Source organism: Acinetobacter gerneri DSM 14967 = CIP 107464 = MTCC 9824 (genome assembly GCF_000368565.1).
In the GTDB taxonomy this organism is placed as follows: domain Bacteria; phylum Pseudomonadota; class Gammaproteobacteria; order Pseudomonadales; family Moraxellaceae; genus Acinetobacter; species Acinetobacter gerneri.
This window is the reverse complement of sequence record NZ_KB849549.1, coordinates 317,753-339,907: the sequence shown is the minus strand read 5'-3', so window position 1 is coordinate 339,907 and position 22,155 is coordinate 317,753. Positions and strand designations below refer to the sequence as shown.

Annotated in this window: 24 protein-coding genes; 15 read left to right on the top strand and 9 right to left on the bottom strand. The window is 37.9% G+C overall.

Translation table 11 applies throughout. From position 1 onward, the window contains the following. Nucleotides 1-118: 118 nt before the first annotated feature. Nucleotides 119-703 (top strand): YqiA/YcfP family alpha/beta fold hydrolase, encoded by a 585-nt coding sequence (locus tag F960_RS19540; protein ID WP_004870088.1) that lies wholly within the window; start codon nucleotides 119-121, stop codon nucleotides 701-703. Nucleotides 704-719: 16 nt separating this feature from the next. Further along, entirely contained in the window at nucleotides 720-2,600 is a 1,881-nt protein-coding gene (gene parE, locus F960_RS19535; protein WP_004870086.1) for a DNA topoisomerase IV subunit B, read from the top strand. A 22-nt stretch (nucleotides 2,601-2,622) separates the two neighbouring features. On the opposite strand, the gene fos is transcribed toward parE, so the two are convergent. Then, nucleotides 2,623-3,024: a fosfomycin resistance glutathione transferase gene (gene fos / locus F960_RS19530; RefSeq protein ID WP_004870084.1), complete on the bottom strand. Its 402-nt coding sequence runs from the start codon at nucleotides 3,022-3,024 to the stop codon at nucleotides 2,623-2,625. A 181-nt stretch (nucleotides 3,025-3,205) separates the two neighbouring features. Between fos and F960_RS19525 the strand changes: the two genes are divergently transcribed. Then, nucleotides 3,206-3,700 carry a DUF1877 family protein gene (locus F960_RS19525; RefSeq protein ID WP_004870082.1) on the top strand — a complete coding sequence of 165 codons (495 nt, stop codon included), beginning with the start codon at nucleotides 3,206-3,208 and terminating at the stop codon, nucleotides 3,698-3,700. Here F960_RS19525 and F960_RS19520 read toward each other — a convergent pair. Together F960_RS19520 and F960_RS19515 are read right to left on the bottom strand one after the other, a co-directional pair. Beyond that, a complete protein-coding gene (locus F960_RS19520; RefSeq protein ID WP_004870078.1) occupies nucleotides 3,682-4,203 on the bottom strand; it encodes a GNAT family N-acetyltransferase in 522 nt (173 codons plus the stop codon). The two genes, F960_RS19525 and F960_RS19520, sit on opposite strands and share 19 nt — an antisense overlap. Nucleotides 4,204-4,342: 139 nt before the next feature. After that, the gene (locus F960_RS19515) at nucleotides 4,343-5,068 is read right to left on the bottom strand and encodes an outer membrane protein OmpK (protein ID WP_004870075.1); all 726 of its coding nucleotides are present in this window, start codon (nucleotides 5,066-5,068) and stop codon (nucleotides 4,343-4,345) included. A gap of 528 nt (nucleotides 5,069-5,596) precedes the next feature. Between F960_RS19515 and F960_RS19510 the strand changes: the two genes are divergently transcribed. The 5 genes from F960_RS19510 to F960_RS19490 all read left to right on the top strand — a co-directional run bounded on the left by F960_RS19510 (nucleotide 5,597) and on the right by F960_RS19490 (nucleotide 8,868). Then, a complete protein-coding gene (locus tag F960_RS19510; RefSeq protein WP_004870072.1) occupies nucleotides 5,597-5,956 on the top strand; it encodes an HPF/RaiA family ribosome-associated protein in 360 nt (119 codons plus the stop codon). A gap of 158 nt (nucleotides 5,957-6,114) precedes the next feature. Next, nucleotides 6,115-6,651, top strand: a complete 537-nt coding sequence (locus F960_RS19505) for an ankyrin repeat domain-containing protein (protein ID WP_004870071.1) — start codon at nucleotides 6,115-6,117, stop codon at nucleotides 6,649-6,651. Between the two features lie 20 nt (nucleotides 6,652-6,671). Beyond that, nucleotides 6,672-7,439, top strand: a complete 768-nt coding sequence (locus tag F960_RS19500) for a transporter (RefSeq protein WP_004870067.1) — start codon at nucleotides 6,672-6,674, stop codon at nucleotides 7,437-7,439. A 76-nt stretch (nucleotides 7,440-7,515) separates the two neighbouring features. Next, nucleotides 7,516-8,193 carry a glutathione S-transferase family protein gene (locus tag F960_RS19495; RefSeq protein WP_004870065.1) on the top strand — a complete coding sequence of 226 codons (678 nt, stop codon included), beginning with the start codon at nucleotides 7,516-7,518 and terminating at the stop codon, nucleotides 8,191-8,193. 105 nt (nucleotides 8,194-8,298) lie between these two features. Beyond that, nucleotides 8,299-8,868, top strand: coding sequence for an FMN-dependent NADH-azoreductase (locus F960_RS19490; RefSeq protein WP_004870063.1), 570 nt, complete (start codon nucleotides 8,299-8,301; stop codon nucleotides 8,866-8,868). Between the two features lie 225 nt (nucleotides 8,869-9,093). Here the strand turns inward: F960_RS19490 and F960_RS19485 are convergent, their stop codons facing one another. Next, entirely contained in the window at nucleotides 9,094-10,005 is a 912-nt protein-coding gene (locus F960_RS19485; protein WP_004870058.1) for an alpha/beta hydrolase, read from the bottom strand. 156 nt (nucleotides 10,006-10,161) lie between these two features. Here F960_RS19485 and F960_RS19480 point away from each other — a divergent pair, with 156 nt between their 5' ends. Then, nucleotides 10,162-10,593 (top strand): DUF2147 domain-containing protein, encoded by a 432-nt coding sequence (locus tag F960_RS19480; protein ID WP_004870055.1) that lies wholly within the window; start codon nucleotides 10,162-10,164, stop codon nucleotides 10,591-10,593. A 426-nt stretch (nucleotides 10,594-11,019) separates the two neighbouring features. On the opposite strand, the gene F960_RS19475 is transcribed toward F960_RS19480, so the two are convergent. Together F960_RS19475 and F960_RS19470 are read right to left on the bottom strand one after the other, a co-directional pair. Continuing rightward, complete coding sequence (locus tag F960_RS19475) at nucleotides 11,020-11,367, bottom strand: Spx/MgsR family RNA polymerase-binding regulatory protein (protein WP_004870051.1); 348 nt, start codon at nucleotides 11,365-11,367, stop codon at nucleotides 11,020-11,022. Nucleotides 11,368-11,932: 565 nt separating this feature from the next. After that, nucleotides 11,933-12,751 carry an exodeoxyribonuclease III gene (locus F960_RS19470; RefSeq protein WP_004870049.1) on the bottom strand — a complete coding sequence of 273 codons (819 nt, stop codon included), beginning with the start codon at nucleotides 12,749-12,751 and terminating at the stop codon, nucleotides 11,933-11,935. Nucleotides 12,752-12,791: 40 nt separating this feature from the next. On the opposite strand from F960_RS19470, the gene pyrE reads away from it, so the two are divergent. Further along, nucleotides 12,792-13,442 (top strand): orotate phosphoribosyltransferase, encoded by a 651-nt coding sequence (pyrE, locus tag F960_RS19465; RefSeq protein ID WP_004870046.1) that lies wholly within the window; start codon nucleotides 12,792-12,794, stop codon nucleotides 13,440-13,442. Nucleotides 13,443-13,769: 327 nt separating this feature from the next. Continuing rightward, entirely contained in the window at nucleotides 13,770-14,153 is a 384-nt protein-coding gene (locus F960_RS19460; RefSeq protein WP_042073556.1) for a hypothetical protein, read from the top strand. Between the two features lie 68 nt (nucleotides 14,154-14,221). On the opposite strand, the gene F960_RS19455 is transcribed toward F960_RS19460, so the two are convergent. Then, nucleotides 14,222-14,968 (bottom strand): IS5 family transposase, encoded by a 747-nt coding sequence (locus tag F960_RS19455; RefSeq protein ID WP_004855273.1) that lies wholly within the window; start codon nucleotides 14,966-14,968, stop codon nucleotides 14,222-14,224. A 111-nt stretch (nucleotides 14,969-15,079) separates the two neighbouring features. Next, nucleotides 15,080-15,811 carry a hypothetical protein gene (locus tag F960_RS19450; RefSeq protein WP_004870042.1) on the bottom strand — a complete coding sequence of 244 codons (732 nt, stop codon included), beginning with the start codon at nucleotides 15,809-15,811 and terminating at the stop codon, nucleotides 15,080-15,082. Nucleotides 15,812-16,032: 221 nt separating this feature from the next. Between F960_RS19450 and gshB the strand changes: the two genes are divergently transcribed. Then, nucleotides 16,033-16,977 (top strand): glutathione synthase, encoded by a 945-nt coding sequence (gene gshB, locus F960_RS19445; RefSeq protein WP_004870040.1) that lies wholly within the window; start codon nucleotides 16,033-16,035, stop codon nucleotides 16,975-16,977. 85 nt (nucleotides 16,978-17,062) lie between these two features. Here gshB and F960_RS19440 read toward each other — a convergent pair whose 3' ends face one another. Next, entirely contained in the window at nucleotides 17,063-18,256 is a 1,194-nt protein-coding gene (locus tag F960_RS19440; RefSeq protein ID WP_004870039.1) for an MFS transporter, read from the bottom strand. A gap of 350 nt (nucleotides 18,257-18,606) precedes the next feature. Between F960_RS19440 and murG the strand changes: the two genes are divergently transcribed. The 3 genes from murG to F960_RS19425 are packed head-to-tail and all read left to right on the top strand — an operon-like array spanning nucleotide 18,607 to nucleotide 22,152. After that, nucleotides 18,607-19,704 (top strand): undecaprenyldiphospho-muramoylpentapeptide beta-N-acetylglucosaminyltransferase, encoded by a 1,098-nt coding sequence (gene murG, locus F960_RS19435; protein WP_020846716.1) that lies wholly within the window; start codon nucleotides 18,607-18,609, stop codon nucleotides 19,702-19,704. Nucleotides 19,705-19,717: 13 nt separating this feature from the next. After that, complete coding sequence (murC, locus tag F960_RS19430) at nucleotides 19,718-21,166, top strand: UDP-N-acetylmuramate--L-alanine ligase (protein WP_004870037.1); 1,449 nt, start codon at nucleotides 19,718-19,720, stop codon at nucleotides 21,164-21,166. Between the two features lie 59 nt (nucleotides 21,167-21,225). Beyond that, nucleotides 21,226-22,152 (top strand): D-alanine--D-alanine ligase, encoded by a 927-nt coding sequence (locus F960_RS19425; RefSeq protein WP_004870036.1) that lies wholly within the window; start codon nucleotides 21,226-21,228, stop codon nucleotides 22,150-22,152. Nucleotides 22,153-22,155 lie beyond the last annotated feature (3 nt).

Here is a 22,155-nt window from a genome sequence, read left to right as displayed (position 1 = left end):
GCTCAAGTTTTGTATTTTTTGTCTGACAATCAGAAATCTAGTACAAATTGAAACAATTTCGTGAAATTGATCACATTAAAAATTAAAACACTTAACAGAAATTTGCAATCCATTCTGAATGAATATTATTTATTTACATGGCTTTTTAAGCAGTGCTCTTTCGATTAAGGGGCAGCAACTCAAACAGTATTGTCAGGAAAATACAGGACATCAGGTTTATTTGCCTGATCTCAATATGCATCCTGAACAAGCATTGGACAAAGTTTCAAATTTAATTGAAAGTTTGCAAGATGTTGCGCTTGTCGGAAGTAGTTTAGGTGGGTTTTATGCGACACAACTGGTCGCTAAGCATGGCGTCCCCGCTGTTTTGATCAATCCAGCTATGCGACCATGGGCATTGTTTAGATCTCTCTTTACAGAGCAGCAATTGCCGTTCAATGTGACGGATAATTGGCAACTCGATGATTCACAACTTGATCACTTGGCCAAAATAGCAGTCCCTTTTGTGCAAGATGCAGACAAAATATTACTTTTATTGCAACAAGGTGATGAAGTTTTGGATTATCGTGAAGCAGAGCGGTATTATAGTGCAGCACCAAACATGTCCATGACTATTGTAGACATGCACGGCAATCATGCGATGGATGATTTTTCCAAAAAAATACCTTTGCTACTCGAATTTTTATCCTATTCCATAAAATAAAAGGAAATCGAAGAACGTGTCTCAATATACGGCTCAATCACTCGAAGTTTTATCTGGTTTAGATCCTGTGCGTCGTCGCCCGGGCATGTATACCGATACCACACGCCCAAACCATTTGGCGCAAGAGGTAATTGATAATGCTGTCGATGAGGCACTTGCTGGGCATGCAGATAAAATCGTTGTCACGGTTTATAAAGATGGGTCTTTGGCTGTAGAAGATAATGGTCGTGGTATGCCTGTCGATATTCACCCAGAATACGGACAAAGCGGGATCGAAATTATCCTCACTAAATTACATGCTGGCGGTAAATTTAGCACTGATAACTACCAATTTTCGGGTGGTTTGCATGGTGTCGGGATTTCTGTCGTCAATGCCTTATCGACACGTGTTGAGGTCGAAGTACAGCGTCAGGGTAACCTGTATAAAATGGCATTTGAGCGTGGCGAACCTGTTGGACCGCTTGAAGTTTTAGAAGGTAAAGCACCGAAACGTGCTACAGGAACAACAGTACGTTTCTGGCCTGAAGAAAAATATTTTGATAGTCCAAAATTTGCCATCAAAGCACTGAAGCACAATTTAAAAGCCAAAGCGGTACTTGCAGCAGGCTTGCACATTACTTTCAATGATCAAATCAACAATGAAACTGTGGAATGGCAGTTTGAAAATGGTTTGGTTGATTATTTGATGGATGAATTGCAAGACCGAGAAATCGTCCCAGAACTTGCTTTTGTCGCAACAGGTGAAGCTGAACGTGCCAGTGCAGAGTTTGCTATTTGTTGGAATGCTGAGGGTGGTGAGCAAATCCAAGAAAGCTATGTCAACTTGATTCCAACAGCGCAAGGCGGTACACATGTCAATGGTCTGCGTTCAGGCGTGACCGATGCGATGCGCGAGTTTTGTGAGTTACGTAATTTATTGCCACGTAACTTGAAACTTTCAGCAGAAGATGTTTGGGATGGTGTCAACTATATCCTGTCACTCAAATTCCAAGAACCACAATTTTCAGGACAAACCAAAGAGCGTTTGTCGAGCCGTGAAGCTTCCAATATCGTATTGAATATTGCCAAAGATGCTTTTGCATTATGGCTAAACCAAAACTCAGAAGTTGCGATGCAATTGGCTGAAATGGCGATTTCTAAAGCGGGTCGTCGTTTAAAAGCCGCTAAAAAAGTTGAACGTAAAAAAATTGTAGCGGGACCTGCGTTACCGGGTAAATTGGCGGATTGCGTAGGACATACCCTTGAAGAATCTGAACTTTTTATCGTGGAAGGGGATTCTGCAGGCGGTTCAGCGAAACAAGCACGTGATAAAAATTTCCAAGCGATCATGCCGATACGTGGGAAAATTTTAAATACATGGGAAGTCTCATCTGATGAGGTGTTGGCATCGCAAGAGGTTCATGACATTGCCATTGCGATTGGTGTCGATCCTGGCAGTGATGATTTATCTGAACTACGTTACGGTAAAATTTGTATTTTAGCCGATGCCGATTCGGATGGTTTGCATATCGCGACTTTGTTGTGTGCGTTGTTTGTTAAACATTTCCATACCCTCGTTGAAGAAGGGCATTTATATGTGGCAATGCCGCCTTTGTTCCGTATAGATGACGGAAAAGACGTACACTATGCACTTGATGATGATGAGTTAGAAACTATCTTAAAGAAAGCTAAGACTAAAAATCCGCAGATTACTCGATTTAAAGGATTGGGTGAAATGAATGCGAGCCAACTTCGTGAAACTACGATGGATCCAAATACTCGTCGTCTGGTGCAGCTAGATTTGGATGATATCCAGTTTACTGCTGGTTTATTGGATAAATTGCTTGCCAAAAAACGTTCGAGCGATCGTAAGCATTGGTTAGAACAAAAAGGTAATTTGGCAGATTTAGGCGCATAAAAGTGACGTAAATACAGCCCTTTTAGTCGAAAAAGACCATATTTGAATATGGTCTTTTTTTACATTCACGTATACGTGTTGCTAAATTGCCAACATGGGCTTCAAGTTTGTGTCCATTAGGATCTAAAAAATAAATTGATTTACCTTCGCTTGTATTGTCTTTCCATTCAGGAATTTTTTCATTTCTGATTTTATTTATAAATTCATCTATAAGCTCGTGGTCTATGCTAAAAGCATAATGAGTATAATCATTGTATCTACAAACTTGATCTTGGGATAAACATAGCCATAGTGTATTCAGTGTCAAATATGCGCCAGTATCCCATTTAGCAACGGGCTTAAAGCCTAAAATATGACGATAAAAATTAAAGCTTTGATCGACACTTGATACAGCTAATGTCAAATGGTTCAATTCCTTTAACATAAATGTTCCAGTTAAATGCCAGTTTGATCTCATTATTCATCATGGAATCAAGATGTTTATTTAATCTACATTTCTTTTTACAAATTATCTAAATCTTCACACAATAAATTGCGCCTGATTTTTCCGAAAAACATTAAGATAAATTATGAAAAAAATCATGAAGAAAAATTAGAGGACAACAATGAACTCATTATTACTCAGTATCGCACCCAATGATTTAGAGAAAATATTGGTAGACGCAGAAAGTATTCAGGAAATTTCTTATGATCCTGATGTGCAAGCCAGTGTGAATATTCGAGAAATAGCACAAGCTTTACATTTTATCTTGACGGGGAAAGCCGAAGGTGGTGAAGCACCATTAAGTTTTGCTATTTCTGGAGAATACCCATTTCCACATATTAAAAATGGGGTTGAATCAGCATTTTATAATTCATCTATTTTGACAATAGAAATCGCAGATGCATTACATGATATTTCCAGTGTAGAAATTGACCGCCGTTTTCAACAAGAAGAATTTCAACAATCTCAGCTTTATCATCATTTGAGTTTAAAGGCTGCTGCCTTACAAGAACAATTGGAGCAAAGTTTCTTTCAGTTGAAAAATTTCTACCGTCATGCGGCAGATAAAAATCAGGCGGTTATTTGTTTACATGTCAATCAATTTAAAGGCGCGTGATCGTCAAGGATCAATTGCAATAAAACAAGATCACGCCACTGTGCAAATTTTTGACCCACTTGTGGCATATAACCACATTGTTTAAAGCCCAAGCGTTCATGCAATTGAATGGATGCAATATTTTCTGCATCAATTGCAGCGACCATGACGTGGATTTGCTGCTGTTTGGCGTGTGAAATCAATTGTTGCATTAACTTTTTGCCCAAACCCTGACGAGCAAAATCAGGGTGGATAAATACTGAATGTTCAACAGTTTGCTTGTAGCCAACCAAAGATCGAAATGCACTATAGTCAGCAAAACCTGCGATACGTTGCCTAGTTGTTTCAACTGCAACATATAAAGGAAAGTTGTCTTGAAGCAAATCCGCATACCATTGTTGATATTCTGCCAATGAAAGTTGGGTATTTCTCCAGTTGGCTGTTCCAGTTTCTATTTCCCGATTGAAAATAGCCAAGACAGCTTCAAGGTCATTAATTTGCGCTAAGCGAATATTAAAATTCATGTGATTAACAGGGTTTTAAGCGAGTTTATTATCATATTCTTTTTGTTGATTTAGGCAATAAAAAAAGCAAGACCGAAATCTTGCTTTAATCGGGTTTATTGATATTTTACAACTGAATTACAGCGTCATTAAAAATGACTTAGAAATGGTATTTAACCAACGCGCTGACGTTGTTTTCGTCTTTACCAGGCACGCCGTATTTGCTGATCCAATGAGAATATTCAACACCCAAATACAAACGAGTACTTGGTGAAATGTGTTTACCTGCATTCCATTTCAATTGGCTTGTCCAGTTTAATTCGCTGTCATGTGCAACTTTGTCATTTTTAACTTTAGTTGACCAATCGACGAAACCATCAAATAAGAAGTCTTCATTTGAGATCTTAAATGGCACGCCATAAGAGAAGGTCATTTGCCAGTCATCTTTTTGGATGTCATTTGCTGCACGGTAGAAGTTTAACTGTGCATACTGGAAATGAGGAATATCTAGATCAACACCAACACCATAAAGGTAGTTGTTCATGTCTTCGCCGCCTTCCCAAGTTGTCGCAATAAGGACATCTTTGATTGGACCTGCTTCTAATTTCTTACCTGATACAGCACCAAGGCTTAAACGTGGTGAAACTTCGAAATAAGTATCAGATTTGCCACCGCTATTGGTACGGTCAGCAAATGCAAACAAATCACCGTATTTTACTTTTGCAGCATATTCAAAAGTAACTGTGGTTTGTTCTTCTTTAGGCGTCAATTTGTAGTTTTCGCCATAAAGTCCAGTGATACTAAAATCCTGCCAAATCGGTTCAGCATGTGAAAATGTTGCAGCAGATGCAAAAAGACAAGCAGGAAGAAGGTAAGAAAATTTCATGAAAGGATATTCCCCAAAGAGAGCGTGATAAGGATACAGAGAAAAAAGCAAAAATAAAGCCAAAATAGACGAATTGCGCAGTTTTTTTAAAATAAATCAAGTCTTATTTTGTCAGGAATGTGTTGAATAAATATTTGTGTGAATTTGGAAATAAAAAAGAAGCGAAATAGAAAATATTAAAAAGTCGTTGTTTAGGGATGATATATTTTTTAATGTGGCAAGATATTACCTTAAAAATTATATAAAAACAACAATTTAAAGCTAGTATCATAAAATACGTAAATTCTTGTATTTTTATCTATTCTTTTCATAAATATTTCAAAAATAAGCTTGCATATTTCCAGAGTAAGACCGATATTTGGGTTATAGGGACATCGCAAATAGCTTGTAGAAATGTCCTGATAACCGAGGAGAGTTACCCCAAAATTAACACAGTTAACGCTTTCGGTTGCTCCTGTAGCAAACTTTGAAAGTATTGATTATTTGGCGTTTTGCACTAGAAGATTTAGTAAAAGAGGGTTGAATTTTATGAACATTGAAATCCGTACTGATAAAAACATTCAAAATAGTGATCGTTTAATTGAATATGTACGTACAGAATTAGCTCAAGAATTTCAACGCTATAGTGAGCGTATCACCCAGTTTTCAGTGCATTTAAGTGATGAAAATAGCCGTGCAAAAGGCGGTGATGATGATATTCGTTGTATGGTTGAAGTGAAACCTGCGGGTCTTAGTCCAGTTGTGGTGACACATAATGGCAAAAATATCGATACAGCACTCCATGGTGCGATTGATCGAGCAAAACGTAGTTTAGAACATGCGTTTGAGAAAAGAGAAAATCCACGTGGTGGTAAGCTCGAACTCGCAGATGAACTTGAAACAGAATAAAAAAGCCCTTCGGGGCTTTTTTCTTGTGCAATAAATCTACTAAGAAGAAAGTGTTAACTGTTTTTAGATGAATATGACAAAGAATAATTGTGAATTTTTAATAAATTTTGCGCAAATTTAGGCATAATAAGTAGCATAAGACATTTTGAGAGAGCTGCATGCTAAGCGAACAACAAAAAAACTTCCTTCTCGCGATTGAAGAATTGGATTTGATTAAAGTCAAAACATTGTTAGCTGAAGGTCTTGACCCAAATTTTATTGATCCTGAGCTTGGACCTGCTGTATCGGTTTGGTCTGATGGATTATTTAAATGGTGGGAAAATGTTTGTGAAGCTTATGAAGCAAATCAACCTTTGACAGCTCAGCAAAAACAGCAAGCTTTATCGATTCATCTTGATATTTTAGAAGAATTAATTCAAGCAAAAGCCAATTTGCATCTTTGGGATTCTGAGGAATGTTATGGACCACTTTGGGATGCAGCAAGTTCAGCTTGTGTTCCTGCTGTGCAACGTTTGTTGGATGAAAAAGTAGATCCAAATACCAAAGATGAAGAAGGTTTAACCATTTTGTCTTCGATTAGCCAACTCTTTTTCGATTGTGAATTTGATGAAATAGATTGGTCACAAGCTTTACCTGAAGAGAAAGAAACATTAGAGTTGCTCCGTAAGCACGGTGCGAAAATGTCAAAAGAATGAATTTAAGTTTGAGTATTCATATGAAAGCAATACAAAAATTGACCTTAGTTTTTGCCTCAATGGTTAGCGTTCAAGGCATGGCTGCAGATTTTTCATTTGATCGTCCAGGTGATGCATTTGGTACATCGATTACCCCAGTCGGTCATGTTGCTTGGGAACAGTCACTTCCAAGCGTGAGCTATAACGAAACTAAGATTGATGGATCAAAAGAACGAACCATTAACTATGCGGCAGATATGTTATTCCGTACAGGTTTGACGGATTCATTAGAATTGCAATTGGGTTTTGATGGACCACAATGGACTGATTCTACATATCGCGGTAAAACGACTCGTTCGAATGGTTTGGGTGATGTCAATATTGGCTTGAAACAAGCGATTGATTTGAAAGATGATAAACTTTCAATGGCTGTTTTGGCACGTGCTCAGATAGCGACAGGAAATGAACCATTTACTGCGCATGACGACATTTATACTTTGGGTACATCGTTAAATTATAAATATAGCGACGGCCTTAATACTGGTATGAGCATGTATTATTCAATGCAAAACAGCAATTTTGCAATTACTGCTGTACCGAATATCAGCTATAAAATTGCTGGAAAATTATCTGGTTTTTCTGAATTTGTTTATCATAAAGAAGAAAGTCAGCGTAATGAATACGGTGTGAATCAAGGTTTGATGTACGCATTGAATAGCCGTACTCAACTTGATGGTAGCATTGGTGTTGATTTGAATGGCGACGATAAAAACTATCGTGCCGGTTTAGGTGTGGCCTTTTTATTCTAAGTCGATAATTTTGAAGATAAAAAGAGTGGCTTAGTCCACTCTTTTTTTATATATAGGACAAGAATAGGACAATAAAATGCGCGAACTTTTTATAGGAAATAAAAATTATTCGACTTGGTCGATGCGTCCATGGTTGGTCTTGAAGTTTTTTCAAATTGAATTTAAAGAACAGCTCATTCCTTTTGATGATTTTCATCCAGATCAAGCTTTTAAACAAAGGATTTTAAAAGTTAATCCAACAGGTAAGGTTCCTGCACTGGTAGATGATGGCTTGTTGATTTGGGATTCTTTAGCAATTTGTGAATATCTAGCAGAAAGTTTCCCTGAAAAGCATTTATGGCCAAGTGATCGGGTGTTGCGAGCTCGTGCACGTTCGATTAGTGCCGAAATGCATAGTGGATTTACGACCTTGCGTAATCTATGTGGGATGAATATCGAAGCGGATCTTTCCGAAGTCGGTCAAAAACTTTGGCAAGAACATGCTGCACTTCGTGCAGATGTTGCGCGGATCGAGCAAATTTGGTCAGAGCGTCCAGATGATAACGGCTTTTTGTGTGGCCAATTTTCTATTGCCGATGCATTTTATGCACCAGTCGTGATGCGTTTTATCAGTTTTAAATTGCCTATTTCTAAAAAAACACAGCAGTATATGGATTTGATGTTGTCTGTGCCTGCCATTCAAACATGGATCGTAGAAGCCAAACAAGAACAGCAATTTGTGGCGATCGATGAGCCATATCGCACATCACGCTGAAACGAAAGTTCTAAAAATAGGATAGTCTGTCTTGTTTTGAGGGATTATCCTGTTTTAATTTTTCTATTAATCTACCTTTATCCAATGAATAGTAGATTAAAAAACATGAAACTTTTACATATTGATTCAAGCATTTTAGGTGAAAATTCTGTATCACGCCAACTCAGCGCTGAGATTGTTGCACAGTTGCAAAAAAAACATGCCAACTTAGAAGTTGAGTATTTGGATCTTGGTACTACAGATATTCCGCATTTAACTCAAGAAATTTTACTTGGGCAAGACATTGAACAAAGCAAATTGGGCGAAGATCTGGTTGATCAATATTTGTCGGCTGATCTGATCGTACTCGGTGCGGCAATGTATAACTTTAGCATTTCATCAAATTTAAAAGCTTGGGTTGACCGTATCGCGATCGCGGGTAAAACATTTAAATACACTGCTGATGGTGCAGTCGGTTTGGCAGACAAAATCCAAAAAGTGTATATCGCGAGTAGTCGTGGTGGTATTTATGGTGAAAAATCACCAATAGATTTCCAAGAAGCATTTTTAAAACAGATTTTCAATTTTACTGGTGTGACCAATATTGATGTCATTCGTGCCGAAGGCGTCAATCTTTCACCTGAAAATCGTGCGAAAGCAGTCGCTGAAACTTTGGATGCTATTCATAAACTTTGATTTATCCGGTGATGTTTTGAATTAATGGCATTTTAATTTTACTTGTTCCCTCTTGATACCAGCACGATCCAGTAGTGCTGGTTTTTTTATTTGGGAAAGTAATAAATAAAATTAATTAGGTATAGTGTTAGAAGCGTTCTAGGCATTAATCATGCTTATTCATTTTGATCGCTTAGGACGAGGCTTGATATAAGACTTATCTCATCCTCAGTGGCTTTTAGGAGCTTAATCTTTATCTAATTTATGTGCAAAATCTGCAATATCTGCGATCGCTTTTTTTGCTTCTTCAAACCAAGGGCTGAACATTTGGAAGTTATGCCACATGCCTGTGTAGAGCTTGTAGCGAACATCGACACCTGCTTCTTTGGCTTTATCTTCAAAGCGTTTTGCATCATCAAGTAGGATTTCTTTAGAGCCAACTTGTACCAAAGTTGGCGGCAAACCTGCAAAGTCTCCAAAAATAGGTGATACAAAAGGATCGGATTTGTCGATATTTTTAGGTAAATAAAATGAAATACCTGTTTCGAGCGCTTCTACCGAAAGCAGGGCATCTAATTTTTCATTATAACGTAGTGACTCACTGGTCAAAGTGAGATCTAAAAATGGCGAAAGTAGCATCAGACCACTTGGCATTTCCAGATCTTCTTGTTTCAGTCTAAGACATAAAGCAAGGGCTAAATTTGCCCCACACGAATCTCCTGAGACAATAATATCCTTAGCCAAGACACCTTGATCTAGCAAAGTACTATAAACATCATAAATCGCATCTAAAGCATCAGGATAACGAGCCTCTGGTGAAAGAGGGTAGTTGAGATGCAATACTTGCATTTGCGTGCGTTCAGCTACTTCACTTAAAAATGCACGATGGGTTTTGATTGAACCAACAAAAAAAGCACCACCATGTATATGGAAAATCATTTGGGTGGATTTACTTTGTGGCTTGATTTCTTCTGCATGAATTCCCGCTATACGAACTGGACGCAGTTGCACATTTTTAGATTGAGGAAAAACTTTGCTCATTTGCTCAAGTGCGGCACGCATAAACGTGGGTGAAAGATTCATTCGGCTTGGTGCTTTGAACGAAACTTTCAAAATTTTTTCAGTAAGAAATTGCTTTATTGCGGGATCAATCTTCATATTTATTCCATGATGTACAGTAATTCGTGTTCTTTTTTGAGTATTTACCAACAGTCTTAACAAGGTTACACTAAATAGTCACATTCAGAAATTGCTAAATTGTTGTGACTTTTTAATACTAGGTATGCCACATACTTAAATCAGGGAATTAAAAAAATGAAAAAAATTGTATTTGCTCTAGGCTTGTTGGGTTTATCGGCGTTGGCTAATGCTGCTGATCCGCTCAATGGAACTGTTTGGAAAACGATTGATGATGAAACAAAACAGCCTAAAGCCATGGTGAAATTTACCGAGCAAAAAAATGGCACTTTGTCTGCATCAATTGTTCAAGTATTGACACCAGGTGAAGAAAATTCATGTGGTAAATGTGAAGGTCCTTATCATAATAAATCACTTCGTGGCGTAACCATCGTTCACAACTTAAAACGTGTAAGTGGTAATGACTATGACAACGGTACAATCCTTGATCCAAAAAATGGTAAAACTTACAAGCTAAAAGGTACTTTAGCGGGTAATAAGTTGAACCTCCGTGGATATATCGGGATTTCAGCGCTTGGTCGTAACCAAACTTGGATTCGTGCCAACTAATCAAGTGATCTAAATGTTGATCAACGAGATTGACTAAATTGCAATGTAAAAACCCAGCTTAAGCTGGGTTTTTATTTGAAAGTGTTGCCGTTCAACAGACTGTATAGTCAAATCATTAAAAATATAGAGCAATACTTTTAATGCACTAAAGAAAATTTTTAAGTCAAATAAAAACAAAGATATGATAATTATATGCCAAGTCTTTTCATTAAGATTCTAAATGATTTGTGTAGGCAAGTTGCCATACTTTTGACGGGGCAAAAGTATCAAAACCCTTTGTTGGTCTGATGGGTATACGTCCTGAGTAATTTTTTTAAAGCACTGCTTTAAAAAATGCGGAACTCTCCAGACCAACGGACGGCATCCTGCCTTGTCATGATCGCTCATCTCATTGTGATTTGTATGAGAAATTTAAATACCATTTACTTATTTTAAAGCACGAATTTGTGCTTCATCAAAACCGACAACTTTGACTGTACCATCTGTGATGACAGGACGTTTAATCATGCTGGTATGATTGACCAGTGTTTCAATCAAGTTTTCCTCAGAAGCGAGGGCATGTTGCTGTTCTTGCTCTGAAAGCTTTTTCCATGTTGTGCCTTTTTTGTTTAAAATCAGATCAGCACCTTTTTCATCAAGCCACTTTTTAACTGACTCGGCATCAATCCCTTGTTTTTTATAGTCATGAAATTCATATTGCAAGCCGAGTTCATTGAGTAGATCAAAGGCTTTTTTCATCGAATTACAATTTTTTATACCATAAACTTTAAGCATGAATATTTCCTGAACATTTCTAAATTATGTCTCTAAGGGTAATCAATAAACACTCAAAGCTCTAGTCTTGAATATATAAATAAAAAAAACTTATTTTGAAAAATGTGATGTATGTCATATTATTGCAATATAAGAAATGCAAAATAAATCACATGAAAGGCGATAGGAAAAAGATAGAAGAACAATAAATAATCTAATAATAATGATAAAAATAAAAAAGGGTGTAACAATAGAGAAAACCCGCATTTAATCATCCTGATCATGCGGGTCTCATAACAACGTCCAATGTCACATCCTTGAAAAATAAAAACTCCTGTTTTTATTTCCTTTTCATCCTACGGCTTCCTATCCTTTTGCTGTCATCCTGACATGTCCCTGCGCCGTGAAGTAATAATGCACCTTTTTAGTAGGAATAAACATACTCAAATTCGACAAGAACTGTAGGTGATTGGCGTGTGTTGAGTGAACAGTTGTAAACTGATTATTCTGATTGAAATATTTTTTATGTTTTCAACCAGAATAAATCAAAATTTCATCAAATTAAATAGCATTTTTGTGATGAATGTCACAATTTATAATCAATAATCACTGGAGCATGGTCACTGTACCATTCTTCTTTATATACCCATGCATTGACAGTTCGGTCTTTCCAATCAGGTGAGCATGCTTGGTAATCGATACGCCAACCCACGTTCTTGGCACGGGCTTGTCCGCGATTGGACCACCATGAATACAATTCTGCCTCTTTACGAACTTCACGGAAAGTATCGACATAACCTAAATCGTCATAAATATGATCTAACCATGCACGTTCATGTGGTAAACAACCTGAAGATTTTTGGTTACCAGACCAGTTTTTAATATCAATGCGTTTATGCACGATGTTGTAGTCACCGCAGACAATGATGGATTTATTTTCATCACGCCATTGTTTTAAAATTTTTGTATATTCTTCTAAAAAGTGATCTTTACGAGCTTGAGCTTCGTCGCCCGATGAACCTGACGGTAAATATAATGAGCAAATATGAGCAGGTTGTTCCAAACCAAGATCAAATTCAGCCGTAATAAAACGACCTTGTGAGTCAGCCAGTTCAAAACCTAAACCATTATTTACTGATACAAATGGATGGCGACTATAGATCGCAGTCCCTGCATAACCTGCACGTTCTGCTGGGAAAAGATGAGTAAACCACCCTTCAGGTTTAAATTTATCAGTCCATTGCTCATGCGTAATACGGCTTTCTTGCATGCATACAACGTCAGCGTCAGACTTTTCTAACCATTCAAGTAAGCCTTTAGTTACTGAAGAACGCAAACCATTTACGTTAATCGATACGACTCTTAAAATTTTTTGATCACTTGGATAGCTACTCTTTGGTATCATATTCGGGTCTAACCTCATTTTAAGTATTTCGGAGCACTTCATGTCAGCGCCAGCTCAATTTAACCCTCAAGCTTTTATCGAACTCGCATTATCACGTGGCGTGCTTAAATTTGGTGAGTTTACTTTAAAATCAGGACGCGTGAGTCCTTATTTTTTTAATGCTGGCTTGCTCAATGATGGTGAAGCTTTATCGTTATTGGCGCAAGGCTATGCTGATAAATTAACAGAATGTAAAAATGTTGAAGTTATTTTTGGCCCAGCGTATAAAGGTATCCCATTTGTAGCAGCAACAGCAGTTGCATTGTCTCAAAATCACAGCGTCAGTGTACCATGGGGTTTTAACCGAAAAGAAGCCAAAGATCACGGTGAAGGTGGTGTATTGGTTGGTGCATCTGTTGAAGGCAAAAAAGTCTGGATTATTGATGATGTCATCACTGCAGGTACTGCAATCCGTGAAGTTGTAACAATCCTAAAAAATGCTGGTGCAACGATTGCTGGTGTTTTAGTTGCATTGGATCGTCAAGAAAAAGGACAGGGCACACTTTCTGCCATCCAAGAAGTGCAAAAAGAATTGGAAATTCCTGTACACGCTTTGATTACCATGAGTGATTTGATGGATTATTTAGATGGTAAAGGCGAAACAGAAGCACTTGCAAAAATGCAAGCATATCGTAAAAAATATGGTGTATAAAATAGGGTGAAAATGTTTGTAAATTGAATATGTTTTGATATTACAAATATTTTTAAACTGAAATAACGCCGAGATAAGGAGCAATAGCTCCTTATTTTTGGTTCTGTAAAAAGTCATACGCACACAGTAGAGAACATGATATTTCTCATATTAGCGGTTATTCTCGTCATCATTTTAACGATTGGTTTGTTTCATTATGACCAAGCGCGTTGGCGCAAATACAAAATTTACAGGGAAATGTATTTTCATAAAAATCCCTATTTTGTATCTTGCAATCAAACGTTTGCAGTTAGCCTCATCGTGCCCAGATATAACTATGATCGTTTGATGAATACGCTCATGCTGACTGATACTGATCTTAATTATCAGACTGAAGCTTTATTACAAAAAGTTGGAGAGCAGTCTCGGGATGTGGCGGTTAAAGTTCAAAATGTCACGTTGGGTTTATTGGAAAAAAACTATGCTACAAAGTTGTGTGAAAGTTTAAAAAATACCGATTTTGATACAGGAAGACCTATCGAAGTATTGATTTTATTAAACGTCACAAATCGCACGGATATTTCATCTAGGTGCTCAGCTTGTTTGGATTTGCCGATATCGCCCGAAGTGACTCAGTCGATTTTGTCTGATCAATCAAGATCCGATGCTGAAAAGAAATATCGCGCTAAAATAAAGCCAGTCATTGCCGATGATCCTGACTTTGAAAAATGAAGAATTAAAAATGCTCTAAGTGATCAATCTGTCTAGGGTGTGTTGACATTTGCAGTATGGAACTTAACCTACAATGGTAACCAAATAAATATACAAGCAAGAGCGACAGCACTTTGATAATTACGCTTTAGCTTGTCATATCGAGTTGAAATTCCTCTAAATTGTTTTAACCTACAGAATGAATTCTCAACTAAGTGCCTGATTTTATAGATATGCCAATCCATATGATCATTGTTAGACTTAGTGTTTGATTTTCTAGGAATATTTGACTTAGTTTTTGTTTGCTCAATTTGAGTCCTGAAGTTGTCTGAGTCATAACCTTTATCAGCACATAATATTTCTGATTCAGTTAAATCTAATTTTGATACCAGATCAGGGGCTATCTTAATATCATGGGAAGTTCCATCTGAAATAATAAACTCAATGGGATTACCATTAGAATCAACTGCTAAATGTATTTTTGAACTATTACCACCGATACTTTTGGAAATATCTTGATTATTAATACCTGAAGAATGCTGGTGTGCCCGTACGTGGCTACCATCAATAAATATCCATTCTTTATCAGCATGTTTACTAAATAATTTAAAAATATTCATAAACTTATCATTTTTAGACCAACGATTGTATTTCTTAAAGATAGAGTTTGGCTTACCAAATTCTTGAGGTAAATCTCTCCAAGGACAACCTGTTCTGATACGAAATAGAATAGCTTCGATAAAATTTCTTAAATTTAGTTTGAGATAAATATTAAAGTGACGGAAAATAGAAAGTAACTTAGACCAGTGTTGATCATTCAGCATTGTACGAGGCATAGCGGGGGTAAAATTGGGTTTGGCGATTTAATTTTACTATCTCGCTATTTTTTTAGGCAACAAATGTCAACAGACCCTAGATATTTAAAGGGATTTTTCAAAAGATTATTTTCATAATTCTTTTTCATCAATCGCATTGTATGCAATCGCTTTGCCCGTTTCTTTTGTGATTTTATAACCCTTATTTTTATATTCTTGAATCATTTTTAGGGCTTCTGCCAAACATTCTTGTTCTGAGAGACATTTTTTATCTATATGCCCATAGCTGTTATTATCGACTAGGACATTTTGTTTGGTCATACCAAAAATGGTATAGACCTTTATTCCTTGTGCATTGATGTCTGCAAAATCAACAAATTCATTTCTTTTTCGGCGCATGCTGACAGCATAATCTAATTTTTTAACACTATAACTAATCCCTGTACTTGCAGAATAACTACGTGGATCAAATACATTATAAACAGAGCCGTATCCTAGTTTCCCATCAAACTGTTTTTTAAAAGCATTGTTAAAGAATTTTATTGCATTGTTCATGCTTTCTTCAGTTAACCAATTATCCTGATATTGATCTGTAGGTAATGAAACCGCCAAGCTGATTTGCTCGCACTGCGTTCCATAAAAACAAAAGGATAGATAGGTCGGATAACTTTCAAATAGAATTTTATAATATTGCCAATAATAACCTGTACCTACATCACTCTCATCATCATTTTTATATGCTTGTAAAGCAATTCTGCATTGTTTGGGCGTGAGGGTTTTGGGGTTAAGCTTGAGCTTGATTTCAGGGAAAGTCAGCATCCCTGATTTTTCAATAATCAGCTGCGGTAAATTTTGATGATGCATATTCTTCATTGGTATTTTTATATTCGTGGGTTGAATTTTAAAGTCGTTTAGGGGCTTTGGTAAATATTTTATTGCTTAATAGGTCTGAGAGAAAAAGCTTTGGATATTTGGATAGAAGCATACTTACATAATACTAAGCAAGCATAGCAAAATTTAGAAAAGGAACGGCATAATCTCCGTTATACTGTTGGGTAATTTAAAAGTCTGATAAGAGTTTAAAAATGCGCGTACTTGTTGTGATGGATCCCATCGAAAATATTAACTTAAAAAAAGATTCAACTATTGCAATGTTATGGGCTGCGAGTCGTCGTGGTCATGAATTAGGTTATGCATTACAACAAGATTTATATATCGATCAAGGTAAAGCATTTGGTTTGATTTCGCCGTTAAAAGTATTTGAAGATTACAATCATTATTATGAGTTAGGCGAAAAGAAAAAAGAATCATTGGCAAGCTATGACGTCGTTTTGATGCGTAAAGATCCGCCTTTTGATATGAATTTTGTTTATACCACTTATATTTTAGAGCAAGCAGAACGTGAAGGTTCATGGATTATCAATAAGCCACAAAGCCTACGTGACTGCAACGAAAAGCTGTTCGCAACACAATTCCCAGAACTCCAGGTACCGACTTTGGTGACCTCACAGCAAAGTTTGATTCGTGATTTTCTCAAACAACATGGTGATGTGATCGTAAAACCGCTGGATGGTATGGGCGGAATGGGTATTTTCCGTTTGTACAAAGATGGCGTTAATATTGGTTCTACTATTGAGATTTTGACCAATAACGGTACGCAACCGATTATGGCGCAACGTTATATTCCTGAAATTGTTGATGGTGATAAACGCATCTTGATGATTAATGGTGAACCTGTACCATATTGTTTGGCACGTATCCCGCAAAATGGTGAAGTGCGAGGCAATTTGGCTGCTGGTGGTTTAGGTGAAGCTCGACCATTAACGGAAAATGACCGTGAAATTGCAGCAAAAGTAGGACCATTTTTAAAAGAAAAAGGTTTGGTTTTTGTGGGCTTGGATGTGATTGGGGATTATGTGACAGAAATTAATGTGACAAGCCCAACATGTTTGCGTGAGATCGATGCGCAATTTGGTACTTCAATTGCGGATGATTTATTTGATGTGTTGGAAGCAGGATTGAAAGCTTAAAACGGATTCAAATCTTTTAAGGATAAAGCCTCGAATGATCGAGGCTTTATTTTTTGGGCTACGAAAATGTCTTTTTTAGATTATTTTAAGCTGCTTGAATCGGGTGGCGTTGAAAGAGTTTCCAGACGATAAATAGACCCAAGATAGACAAGGCTGTGGTTGCCCACGCGATATTGCTCCAATTGTGTGTATGCGATACCAACATGGCACTGAGTGGAGGAAGTACAAATTGACCAAATGCCGAAATCTGTAAAACCAGCCCGACGCTCGCTGCCACTGCATAAGGTTTTGGTGCATAATGCAGACTAATGGCAAATACTGTGGTCGGAATCAAGCCACCAACTGCAGAAAAGAGCACAACGCTTAGGTATTGAATTGGAAATGCCAAGTGATCTGAGAGAAAGAACATCACCCAACTCATCAGCATCATGGTACAAAAACCAATGCGCAAAAGCCGTTTTGGAGTAATGCCGTGATGCAACAACCAACCTGAAGCCAATGTCCCTAAAATATTGGAAATAGAAACAAATGCTGTGAGCAAACTCGCTGTTTTAAGCTCAATGTGATGGCTGGTATAAATACTCGGCAGGAACCCTACGACAGTGAGCCATTGACTGGTATAACAGGTAAAAATAATCGCCAGTGCAACAACAGGAGGGTGGGTTAAGATCAGCTTTAAGGTGCCAGAAAAAGAATGACCATTTGAAACTGTATTGTGGTTATGTGGGACTTGCACGAGTTTTGCCACGATACCAGCGACCGCTAAACAGATGATCCCTAAAATGACCCAGATGCTTTGCCAAGACATAAATTGTAGTAAAAGTGGAATGCTGATCATGGCTAAGCCTACGCCAAGCCCCATATAAGATCCCCAAAATCCCATTTTCATATTGATTTTTTGCGGATCACAAATACGTTTTAAAATCGCAGGTGCGGTCAGTGTTACCAACAAAAAACCGATGCCTTCAAAAAAACGTAAAGCAAATAGGCTGTAAATATTTTGGATCAGCACACCTAAAATACTGGCAATCCCCAAGGTGCTTAGTCCCAGTAAAAAGCATTTTTTTAGCCCAAATCGTTCACTAAAAACTCCCAACAACAACGCAAAAAGCATGCCTGCGCCTTGTACCAAAGATAAGGCTAGACCGGCTTGGGTCAAACTGAGATGTAGTTCTTTTTCTAAAATCGGAATGATCGGGGATAATTTGCCAACATGCATGGCAGCTAAATAGCCCCCTAAAATAATCCAGATGTCATGTCGCGTTATCTTATTTGTCACGTTTTATAATCGTCCATGATTAAATTTAAACTTATTTAGAGTATATGGAGAATTACAAGTGATTTATAGACAGAAAACACACTGATTTCAGAATATTTTTTCGTATTTAGAGAAATGATAATCGCTTATGACTTCAATGATTATTTACATGATAAATAAACATATAAATCGTACAAAATTAAGCAGTTTAGGATGGATTAATAATAAAACTAGTTTAAACTTTCAATTTGGTAGAAAAAAACAATGAAACAGTTGGTGAAAAAAAGTAAATAAACTTTTACCCATCAGTGTTTGTGATTACAATTGGCTTTTAAAAATAGCCTTTCATTTTAGATTTGAAGAATTAGACTGTGACCAATTCTCTGCAAAGTACACCGAAACACGTCATGATGATGGCTGCTGGTACAGGTGGGCATGTATTTCCTGCATTGGCTGTTGCGAAACAATTACAGCAACAAGGCTGTCAGGTTTCATGGCTCGCTACACCATCAGGTATGGAAAATAGACTTCTCAAACAACATGATATTCCGCTTTATCAAATTGATATTCAAGGCGTCCGTGGGAACGGTGTTGTACGTAAACTTGTTGCACCATTTAAAATTTTAAAAGCAACATTGAGTGCAATGCGTTATATGAAAGAACTCAAAGTCGATGCAGTTGCAGGCTTTGGGGGATATGTGTGTGGTCCAGGTGGTTTGGCAGCACGTATTTTGGGGATTCCTGTCATTATTCATGAGCAAAATGCGATTGCAGGTTTTACCAATACGCAGCTTTCTCGTATTGCCAAAACGGTTTGTGAAGCATTTCCAAATACATTTCCACAAAGTGCCAAAGTGGTCACTACAGGCAATCCTGTTCGTAAAGAAATTACCGATATTTTAAGTCCTGCTTGGCGCTATGATGAACGTGATAAAGCAGCTGAACCTATCCACGTCCTAATCGTGGGTGGATCGCTTGGTGCGCAAGCTTTAAATGAGCGCGTTCCTGAGGCATTAAAACAGCTTGATGTGCCTGTTAAAGTGTTCCATCAATGTGGTCAAAACCATTTAGATGCAACTTCAGCGCGTTATGAAAATAAACCTGAAAGTTTACAAGTCGAAGTTAAGCAGTTTATTGATGATATGGCAGATGCTTATAGTAATGCCGATTTGATTATTTGTCGTGCTGGGGCGCTAACTGTAACAGAGGTTGCAACCGCTGGTGTTGCTGCTGTTTTTGTACCCTTACCAAGCGCTGTTGATGATCATCAAACTGCCAATGCAAAATTTTTGGCAAATACGGGTGCTGCGAAAATTTGTCCGCAAGCCATTCTATCGCCAGAATCGTTAAAAGATTTATTGGTACCGCTGATGAACCGTCAAGTTCTGAAAGAAATGGCAGTGAAAGCCCGTCAGCAAGCACAACCAGATGCGACAAAACGTGTCGTAAGTTTAATTCAAGATTTATAATTTAGAGCTCATTATGTCGCCAACTAGCCCTGCTGATAAAGCAAAAAACTTAATTAAAGTTCCTGAAATGCGCCGTATCAAACATATCCATTTTGTGGGTATCGGTGGAGCAGGGATGTGTGGTATTGCCGAAGTTTTGAAAAACCAAGGTTATAAAGTTTCTGGTTCTGATATCAAAGCGTCTAAAACAACTGCGCAGCTTGAAGAAAATGGTATTAAAGTTTTTATCGGGCATACAGCAGACAATATTAAAGGCGCAAATGTGCTGGTTGTATCAACTGCGATTGATCCTGAAAATTTGGAAGTTAAAGCTGCGATTGAAAATCGTATTCCTGTAGTTCGCCGTGCAGAAATGTTAGGTGAATTGATGCGTTACCGTCATGGTATTGCTGTAGCGGGTACACATGGTAAAACCACTACGACAAGTTTAGTGACATGTATGCTTGCCGAAGAAAACATGGACCCAACGTATGTGATCGGTGGTTTGCTCAACCGTACTGGGGTAAATGCTGCGCTTGGTGCTAGCCGTTACATCGTTGCAGAAGCTGATGAATCGGATGCATCATTTTTGTATCTAGAGCCAATGGCTGCGATTGTGACCAATATCGATGCGGATCACATGGATACTTATGGCGGTAGTTTTGACAATCTAAAAGATACTTTTGTTCGTTTCCTGCAAAAACTTCCATTCTATGGTTTGGCTGTGGTGTGTGGTGATGATGCCAATATCCGCGAAATCATGCCGCGTATCGGTCGTCCATTATTGACTTATGGTTTTAACGAAGATAATGACATTCGTGCGACTGACGTTGAGCAAGATGGTATGCGTTCGCACTTTACGGTACTGCGTAAAGGTCGTGAACCATTACGTTTAACTATCAACTTGCCAGGAATGCACAATATCTTAAATGCCTTGGCAGCGATTGGTATTGCAACAGATGAAGGGGTTTCTGATGAAGCAATTGCACGTGCATTGGAAAGCTTCAGTGGTGTAGGTCGTCGTTTCCAAGTTCAAGGTCAATATGCGTTGGGCGATGGCGATGTGAAATTGGTTGATGACTATGGTCACCATCCTAAAGAAGTCGAAGCAACCATTAAAGCTGCTCGTCAAAGCCATCCAGACCGTCGTTTGGTCATGATGTTCCAGCCACATCGTTTTTCACGTACACGTGATTGTTTTGATGATTTTGTTGACGTGTTGTCACAAGTTGATCAGTTGTTGCTATTAGAGGTTTATCCTGCTGGTGAAAAGCCAATTGTTGGTGCTGATAGCCGAGCTTTAGCGCGCAGTATTCGTCTACGTGGTGATGTTGAACCGATTTTGGTTGACCCAGTCGAAGGCAATTTGCAAAATGCGATACAAAAAGTGTTACAACCAAATGACTTGTTATTAACACAAGGTGCAGGTAACGTTGGTGCTATCTCTGTAGAATTAGCTCAAAATAACTTGTACTTAAAATAATCACCTCACAGTGATCAAAAATTTTATTGACCAAAATCTATAAGTTTAAGGATATAAACGTGTCAAATGCTTCAAAATTCGGCAAAGTTGTCGTGTTGCTCGGTGGTAAATCTGCAGAACGTCAGGTTTCTTTAGATAGTGGTAAAGCTGTACTTGAAGCATTGATTCGTTCGGGCGTAAATGCTGAAGGTTTTGATCCACAAGAACGTTCTATTGCTGAATTGATCGGTTATGATCGAGCATTTATTGTATTGCATGGTCGTGGTGGTGAAGACGGTCAAATCCAAGGTGCACTTGAATGGCTTAAAATTCCATATACTGGAACAGGTGTTCAAGGTTCTGCTATTGGTATGGACAAAGTCAAAACTAAACAAATTTGGCAAGGTTCTGAACTTCCAACCGCACCTTATCGTATCGTGACTGCTGAAACTGATGCGGATGAAGTGGTTCAGGCTTTAGGTCTGCCATTGATTATCAAACCTGTGCATGAAGGCTCAAGTGTCGGCATGAGCAAGGTTGAAAAAGCTGAAGATCTAAAAGCTGCGATTGAAAAAGCAACTGAACATGATGCAATTGTGATGGCTGAAAAATGGATCACTGGACTTGAATATACCATTTCAATTTTAAATGGTCAGGCACTTCCTGTGATTCGTTTGCAACCACCAAAAGACGTTGCATTTTATGATTATGAAGCAAAATATAATCGTGATGACGTCGAGTATGGTATTCCATGTGGATTATCAGAAGCTGAAGAAAAACGTTTACAAGAACTTTGTTTACGTGCCTTCCAAGCCGTTGGTGCTTCAGGTTGGGGACGTATCGATGCCATGCAAGATGAGCAAGGCAATTTTTGGTTGTTGGAAGTCAATACTGTACCGGGTATGACCAGTCATTCACTTGTACCTAAAGCAGCTAAAGCTGTTGGAACAAGTTTTGATGACTTATGTGTAGCCATTTTAGAACAAACTCTTAGCGATACTCACTAATTT

Excerpts from the sequence above, each read along its gene's own strand:
- murC (WP_004870037.1), top strand. The coding sequence starts at position 19,718 with ATGTCGCCAACTAGCCCTGCTGATAAAGCAAAAAACTTAATTAAAGTT.
- F960_RS19505 (WP_004870071.1), top strand. The coding sequence starts at position 6,115 with ATGCTAAGCGAACAACAAAAAAACTTCCTTCTCGCGATTGAAGAATTG.
- F960_RS19455 (WP_004855273.1), bottom strand. The coding sequence starts at position 14,968 with ATGCCTCGTACAATGCTGAATGATCAACACTGGTCTAAGTTACTTTCT.
- F960_RS19495 (WP_004870065.1), top strand. The coding sequence starts at position 7,516 with ATGCGCGAACTTTTTATAGGAAATAAAAATTATTCGACTTGGTCGATG.
- F960_RS19470 (WP_004870049.1), bottom strand. The coding sequence starts at position 12,751 with ATGATACCAAAGAGTAGCTATCCAAGTGATCAAAAAATTTTAAGAGTC.
- F960_RS19490 (WP_004870063.1), top strand. The coding sequence starts at position 8,299 with ATGAAACTTTTACATATTGATTCAAGCATTTTAGGTGAAAATTCTGTA.
- F960_RS19480 (WP_004870055.1), top strand. The coding sequence starts at position 10,162 with ATGAAAAAAATTGTATTTGCTCTAGGCTTGTTGGGTTTATCGGCGTTG.
- F960_RS19500 (WP_004870067.1), top strand. The coding sequence starts at position 6,672 with ATGAAAGCAATACAAAAATTGACCTTAGTTTTTGCCTCAATGGTTAGC.
- pyrE (WP_004870046.1), top strand. The coding sequence starts at position 12,792 with ATGTCAGCGCCAGCTCAATTTAACCCTCAAGCTTTTATCGAACTCGCA.
- fos (WP_004870084.1), bottom strand. The coding sequence starts at position 3,024 with ATGTTAAAGGAATTGAACCATTTGACATTAGCTGTATCAAGTGTCGAT.
- F960_RS19450 (WP_004870042.1), bottom strand. The coding sequence starts at position 15,811 with ATGCATCATCAAAATTTACCGCAGCTGATTATTGAAAAATCAGGGATG.
- F960_RS19525 (WP_004870082.1), top strand. The coding sequence starts at position 3,206 with ATGAACTCATTATTACTCAGTATCGCACCCAATGATTTAGAGAAAATA.
- F960_RS19540 (WP_004870088.1), top strand. The coding sequence starts at position 119 with ATGAATATTATTTATTTACATGGCTTTTTAAGCAGTGCTCTTTCGATT.
- F960_RS19485 (WP_004870058.1), bottom strand. The coding sequence starts at position 10,005 with ATGAAGATTGATCCCGCAATAAAGCAATTTCTTACTGAAAAAATTTTG.
- gshB (WP_004870040.1), top strand. The coding sequence starts at position 16,033 with ATGCGCGTACTTGTTGTGATGGATCCCATCGAAAATATTAACTTAAAA.
- F960_RS19515 (WP_004870075.1), bottom strand. The coding sequence starts at position 5,068 with ATGAAATTTTCTTACCTTCTTCCTGCTTGTCTTTTTGCATCTGCTGCA.
- F960_RS19510 (WP_004870072.1), top strand. The coding sequence starts at position 5,597 with ATGAACATTGAAATCCGTACTGATAAAAACATTCAAAATAGTGATCGT.
- F960_RS19460 (WP_042073556.1), top strand. The coding sequence starts at position 13,770 with ATGAATACGCTCATGCTGACTGATACTGATCTTAATTATCAGACTGAA.
- F960_RS19520 (WP_004870078.1), bottom strand. The coding sequence starts at position 4,203 with ATGAATTTTAATATTCGCTTAGCGCAAATTAATGACCTTGAAGCTGTC.
- F960_RS19475 (WP_004870051.1), bottom strand. The coding sequence starts at position 11,367 with ATGCTTAAAGTTTATGGTATAAAAAATTGTAATTCGATGAAAAAAGCC.